Below are 6296 nucleotides of genomic sequence, written 5' to 3' on the forward strand. Positions count from 1 at the left end.
ACAACATACTATAAAATTGGTGGAGCCTAGCGGGATCGAACCGCTGACCTCCTGCGTGCAAAGCAGGCGCTCTCCCAGCTGAGCTAAGGCCCCATGTAAAATAATCGGGAAGACAGGATTCGAACCTGCGACCCCTTGGTCCCAAACCAAGTGCTCTACCAAGCTGAGCTACTTCCCGTAAAACGAAAGACCTTATACATAACGGAGCGCCTGAGAGGACTCGAACCTCTAACCGCTTGATTCGTAGTCCAGTACTCTATCCAATGGAGCTACGGGCGCAGAATGCGGGTGAAGAGACTTGAACCCCCCACGCCTTGCAGCGCCAGATCCTAAGTCTAGTGTGTCTGCCAATTCCGCCACGCCCGCATATAATGATGAGCCATGAAGGACTCGAACCTTCGACCCTCTGATTAAAAGTCAGATGCTCTACCAACTGAGCTAATGGCTCGATCTGTGGTGCCAGCAAGAGGACTTGAACCCCCAACCTATTGATTACAATTCAGTTTCTCTATCACTGAACTATTGTGGAATAATTTACATTTACGACAGATATAAAATAATATCACCTTTTAATTTAATTGTCAACATTTTTTAAAAGTATTTATTCATTGGTTTTTCAGCATTTTCTTCTGTCGATTCTTTAGAAGATATCTATTAGAAAAAGTCATCTACTCACCCAGAAATCTAATACATACATCTCCTTAAAATAACTAACGGTTATCGGAAACATGGCATGCAAAGCTACTTGCCTTCCTCTAATCCTATTATGGCATTAACTCCGGCATTAGAAACGATCTTTTGTTACTTTCAACAGATTAACGAAGCTCTTCTACCTTTTCAATTAATAGTCAAAAGAATGGCTGAACAAGTCCTTGCTGAAATTAGACCTGACGCAGGAACACATTTCACCGGTGCTGCTCCCTTATACTTCTGGACTGCACTTAGTACGGGACACAATCACAATGGGAGTTCCGGGAAAAGGAAAAAAGCATTTAAAGGCAGCGTTACCTGGAGCAACTCGATCAGCAGGAGGATCAAAGAGTTACTTCTTTATCAGAAATTGTAACCCATGGAACTTCACGCTGCTGCCCAATACCACTACTAAAATTCGGTACCTGCGCAAATTAACAGTATTACGTATTTATTATTTATCTAATTAGTAGTAAGATAATATTCTAAAAAAAGAAAGAGGTTATCATATGCATTCAACATTATTGCCGACAGAAACAACTAGAACAAAAGCTTTAGTCATCAATGCACTTTTCATCGCGTTAACCGTTGTAGCCACAATGTTCATCAACATAAAGCTCCCAATAATGGGTAACGGCGGCCTAATCCATCTAGGTAACGTGCCTCTTTTTATAGCAGCCTTAATTTACGGCAAAAAAACAGGAGCCATAGCAGGCGCCTTCGGGATGGGCTTGTTCGATCTCCTCTCTGGTTGGGCATTATGGGCACCTTTTACATTCATCATCGTAGGTACCATGGGCTTTTTAGCCGGCCTCATAGCCGAAAAGGTACCCGGCAAAAGGATATTTGTAAATACACTGGCAGTGGTCGCTGCACTGATTATAAAAATCGCAGGCTACTATTTTGCCGAAGTTATCCTTTACGGTAACTGGATACAGCCAATCGGCTCTGTTCCCGGAAACGTTTTGCAAGTTGTAATAGCCGGTATAATTGTAGTACCACTCGTAGGACGCTTAAATAAAAGAGCTAGACAACTATAAAAGGTTTAACAATGCTTAAGCAATCGGCATCAAAAAATTGTACTAAAATAATCCCGCGGGTAAAAAAAGACGATATAACTCGTCTTTTTTTATTTTTTGAACTTATGCTCCGTTAGCCATCCATGCAGCGCAAGCATTGCACCACAGATTATGTAAGGCAACTCGTTCTTACATGGGAGTTGAATAAGTTCACACTTTTTATTGGTTGTTTTGTTTCAACAGAATAAATAACTGTTCAGTCTAATCATATCCAGGCGTTTTTTGGCCATTTTTTAACAACAACTCTAACTGCAAATAAAAAACACATATTAATTTTTTACGCTCAATTCGTTAGTGTTATACAGTGTCTTGCACCTATCTAGCTATATAATTTCTCATTTACGTTGAGAATACCGTTTTCCACTTCCTTGACCCAGCTCCCCTCCGATATCCTGCTGTAAAACAGCTTTCCCCTACACGAGTTACGCAGTTCCTGTTCTACGGCTGCTCCCACTTTTAGTCCTTCACATAATTCCAACGTTGCTTCTGAAGAATATGATTCAAAACCATTGTTTTTTCAGCTCCTCAATAACCGTTAACATTTTTATAAGAGTTTTATATTCAAAGAAAATCTTTCACTAATCGTAATAATTACGAGTTGAAAACATGATATCGATTTCAACATGTAAATTGACATTGATTATAGGAGATTCTTATATTATTCTAATGCAGCTTCTACAAGCTTCCAGGTGTATGGATGACGATCCTCTAAAAATAAATCTCTTGTTGAAAATAAATCAACCAGCACGCCCTTTTTTAGGACCGCCACTCGTTCACACATATATTGCACGGTGGCCATATCATGTGAAATCAATAAATAGGACATATTCAATTCTTTTTTCAATTCTTTCAGCAGGTTTAAAATTTGCGCTTGAATGGATACGTCTAAACTGGATGTCGGTTCGTCACAAATAAGCAAACTTGGCTGAAGACTTATCCCTCTTGCAATCGCTACTCTCTGCCGCTGGCCCCCGCTGAGTTGATGAGGGTACCGGTCGATCAAGCTAGAATGAAGGCCAACCTTTTCAAGGAGAATTTCTGCCATCTTCCTTCTATCTTTTCTTACTTCTTTCAAAAAAGCCGGAATCACTTCTGGATAATTTTCAAGAGGTTCTATTACAGATTTCCAAATAGGCAGTTTTGGATTCAGCGATGCAGACGGATCTTGAAATACGATCTGTACATGACACCTTGCTTTTCTTAGCTCACGGCCCTTTAACTGGTTAAAATCAACGTTATTCAGAATGACTTGTCCAGAATCATATGAATCCAACCCTAAAATCAGCTTAGCAATCGTACTTTTTCCGCTCCCGCTCTCTCCAATTAAACCCAGACATTCACCTTGCTGCAAGAGAAAAGAAACATCGGTCAAAACCCTATTTGACCGATAGGATTTAGAAACTTTTTTAACTTCAAGCATTTGTATAATCTCACTCCTTACCTGTAACATGACACGCCATCCAATGGAAATCTCCTACCGATTGCTTCATTGGCACAATGCTGCATTGTTCAGATGAATGTGGGCATCTTAGAGCAAATGAACAGCCCTGTTCGGCTACAAGTCCTGGCTCCCCTGGTATAGCAGCAAATTTCTCTGGTACTGTTTGACTTAAAACAGGTCTTGCCTTCAGCAGCAGTTTTGTATATGGATGAGCTGGATTTCCCCTGATGCTCTTTGTCAAACCTTTTTCCACGATCTGCCCTCCATACATGACAGCCATCGAATCTGTTCTTTTTAATACATAGCTTAAATTATGGGAAATGAAAAGAACCGCACAATTCAGGTCTTTCTGAAGTTCAGCCAGAAGATCCAATACCCTTTCACCCGTCAGCACATCAAGAGCAGTTGTCGGCTCATCTGCAATAATCAAAGTTGGCTCAAACATTAATGCTGCCGCAAGCGATGCTCTTTGAAGCTGCCCTCCGCTAAGCTGGTGAGGATAGCTGGCAAAGATCCGTTCAGCTGGCAGCTTCACACGTTCAAGCCAAATGAGAGCCTTCTTCTTCGCATCTCGTTTACTGATTTTGTCATGACTGCGAAGCGCTTCGACAAGCTGTTTTCCAATCTTCATAAATGGAGTAAAGCTGCCCTGATAATTTTGAGAAATATAGGCTATCTCTTTTCCACGCAGGCGTCCCATTTCCTTTCCAGAAAGACTTGTGAGCTCCCTGCCGTCGAACTTTATTTGACCTTCTGAAACCTTCAGGGACTTAGGCAACAAACCTAATATAGCGGAAGCTGTCAAACTTTTTCCGCTTCCGCTTTCACCGGCAAGGCCAAGTATTTCACCTGGCCGAATGCTGAAATTCAGCTTTTTAACCAATATGCGTTCTTTTTGCCCATTACCTCCATGCAAGGAAATGGAGAGATTCTTTATGTCCAGCACAGGGGAAGATCGAAAGAAGGCTGCTTCCTTATTCCCGCTTTCTTTTGTAAATTGTTCAGTGAGCTTAAGTACTGTAGCCATCTTGCACCTCCTATTCCTTCGTTACATGCTTTTCACATCTAGCTTGTCCCTTAGTCCTTCTCCAATTAAATTACAAGATAAAACGACAATGAAGATGGCGATTCCCGGGTAGATCATCAATTCAGGGAATGTTTGAAAAAAAGGTCTCCCGTCATTTAACATCGCTCCCCACTCTGGAGCAGGGGGCTGAGCTCCAAGACCGAGATAAGACAAAGAAGAAATAATTAAAATGACTTTACCGACATCAAGGGCTGCGAGCACAAGAACCGGTGAAATGATTTGTGGAAGCAAATGCCTTGTGATAATCCTCCATGTTGGACACCCCCCCACCTTTGCAGCCAATACATATTCTTTTTCGCGTTCTGATAAGACGATGCCTCTGACAACCCTGGTATAGCTGATCCATTTTACCAATACGACAGAAAGCATCAAATTTGGTAAGCTTGGGCCTAAAAACCCCGCAATCGAAATCGCTAAAATAAACTCTGGCAGTGCAATCAGGCCATCAGCCATTCGCATCACAAATGAATCAAAGCGTCCGCCAATATAGCCTGACAGTAAGCCAATGGGAATTCCAATTAGAATCACGGTTGCGATGACCAGCGCTGTAATGCCCAGTGTTGCCTGCGAGCCAATGACAAGTCTAGAAAAAAGGCATCTTCCCATGTGATCTGTCCCTAAAGGATAGGTTAGGCTCGGAGAAGCAAGCCGCTCCGCCATATTTGCTGAAAAAGGATCATTCGGCACAAGAAACGGACCGGTAATTGTCATGATTAAAATAACTGTAAGAAAGAAGAAGCCAAGCAAGGTCAGGGGCTTGATGCTTTTCAGCTGCGCTTGCGAAAAAAAAGAATGTTTTTGCAAAGCATAAGAGATTTTCAAGCGTTTTCCCCCTTTCCTTGCTTAATGCGTGGATCAATCAAATAATAGGATATATCTACCAATAGATTCAGAACTACTACGAATACGCCTGTTAAGAGGACATAGCCTTGAATGACTGGATAATCACGGCTAAAGATCGCATCAACCACCATGCTTCCAAGTCCTGGCCACGAGAATAACATTTCAATGACCACCGCTCCTCCTAGCAAGCTTCCCATGCTTAATCCAAAAACCGTGATCACAGGCAGCAGGGCAGCTCTAAAAGCATGAAACCAAAGAAGCCGCCATTCTTTTACTCCCCTCGCTCTTCCCGCCTGGATGTAATCCTCAGAAAAGCTTTCAAGAAGTCCTGCTCTAAGAAGCCTTGCGTACACAGCCGCTAACGAGAATCCCAAAGCAAAGGAAGGCAAAATCATTTGAGAGAAAGACCCTATTCCTGTTGATGGAAGGATTTGAAGCTTAAAAGCAAAAATGTAAATCAGCATCAATCCAAGCCAAAAGCTTGGAATTGACGCTCCAATAAGTGCAAGGATTCTGCTGATGTGATCTGGCCATTTTCCAGGATATCGGGCGGAGATGATACCAAGAGGAACTGATATGCTCACCATAACCAAAAGTGCACCGGCTGTAAGCTGAACGGTGACCGGCAAGCGTTCCATCATCTCATTCCATACAGGTTTTCCGCTCATGTAGGATGTACCAAGATCCAGCTGAATCAAACCGTGCACCCACTGACCGTACTGAATATAAAGAGGCTGATCAAAGCCAAGTTCACTGCGGAGCTTTTCTTGATCGGCTTCGGTTACCATCATTTCATCCGCATTCAAAATCTCCATAACCGGGTCACCTGGTGCAAGTTTCATTAAACCGAATGTAAAGATAGACAAAACGAATACGACCATCATTAACTGCAAAAGCCGCTTTCTAACGAGCAATAACACTTATTTCACATCCAATGTATGTGTTAGAATATAGTACTCTTCAGCTGTCGGCTTCCAGTTTAGAATCCGGTTATTCATGCCTACAATAATATTTGGATACACAACGTAGTAAAGTGTACCCTTTGTAAAGGACATTTTAAAAAAAGTCATGCCACTTGGATGATCTGCCCCCCGTCAAGTAGACACTCATAAAGAGCTACATAGCCTTCACACGATATTCAACAGGGGAAAGATTA

The 6296-nt window shown here is 42.1% G+C and carries 5 protein-coding genes and 4 tRNA genes; 1 reads left to right on the top strand and 8 read right to left on the bottom strand.

From position 1 onward, the window contains the following. Window positions 1–17 precede the first annotated feature (17 nt). From NLX67_RS22215 to NLX67_RS22230, 4 genes are all read right to left on the bottom strand, one after another. Window positions 18–93 (bottom strand) — tRNA-Ala (locus NLX67_RS22215). Window positions 94–104: 11 nt separating this feature from the next. Beyond that, window positions 105–178, bottom strand: a tRNA-Pro gene (locus tag NLX67_RS22220). Window positions 179–205: 27 nt separating this feature from the next. Further along, window positions 206–279: transfer RNA gene (locus NLX67_RS22225), tRNA-Arg, on the bottom strand. A gap of 96 nt (window positions 280–375) precedes the next feature. After that, a tRNA-Lys gene (locus NLX67_RS22230) sits at window positions 376–448 on the bottom strand. A 751-nt stretch (window positions 449–1199) separates the two neighbouring features. Here NLX67_RS22230 and NLX67_RS22235 point away from each other — a divergent pair. Next, window positions 1200–1730, top strand: a complete 531-nt coding sequence (locus tag NLX67_RS22235) for an ECF transporter S component (RefSeq protein ID WP_254313577.1) — start codon at window positions 1200–1202, stop codon at window positions 1728–1730. 697 nt (window positions 1731–2427) lie between these two features. On the opposite strand, the gene NLX67_RS22240 is transcribed toward NLX67_RS22235, so the two are convergent. The 4 genes from NLX67_RS22240 to nikB all read right to left on the bottom strand — a co-directional run bounded on the left by NLX67_RS22240 (window position 2428) and on the right by nikB (window position 6060). Next, on the bottom strand, window positions 2428–3189 hold the full coding sequence (locus NLX67_RS22240; protein WP_254313578.1) for an ABC transporter ATP-binding protein: 762 nt from the start codon (window positions 3187–3189) through the stop codon (window positions 2428–2430). Window positions 3190–3199: 10 nt separating this feature from the next. Then, a complete protein-coding gene (locus NLX67_RS22245) occupies window positions 3200–4237 on the bottom strand; it encodes an ABC transporter ATP-binding protein (protein ID WP_254313579.1) in 1038 nt (345 codons plus the stop codon). Window positions 4238–4258: 21 nt separating this feature from the next. Next, complete coding sequence (nikC, locus tag NLX67_RS22250; protein ID WP_375143447.1) at window positions 4259–5008, bottom strand: nickel transporter permease; 750 nt, start codon at window positions 5006–5008, stop codon at window positions 4259–4261. Between the two features lie 107 nt (window positions 5009–5115). Continuing rightward, complete coding sequence (nikB, locus tag NLX67_RS22255; RefSeq protein ID WP_254313580.1) at window positions 5116–6060, bottom strand: nickel ABC transporter permease; 945 nt, start codon at window positions 6058–6060, stop codon at window positions 5116–5118. Window positions 6061–6296: the final 236 nt, after the last annotated feature.

It is taken from the genome of Domibacillus sp. A3M-37 (assembly GCF_024213455.1).
Taxonomy (GTDB): domain Bacteria; phylum Bacillota; class Bacilli; order Bacillales; family Domibacillaceae; genus Domibacillus; species Domibacillus tundrae.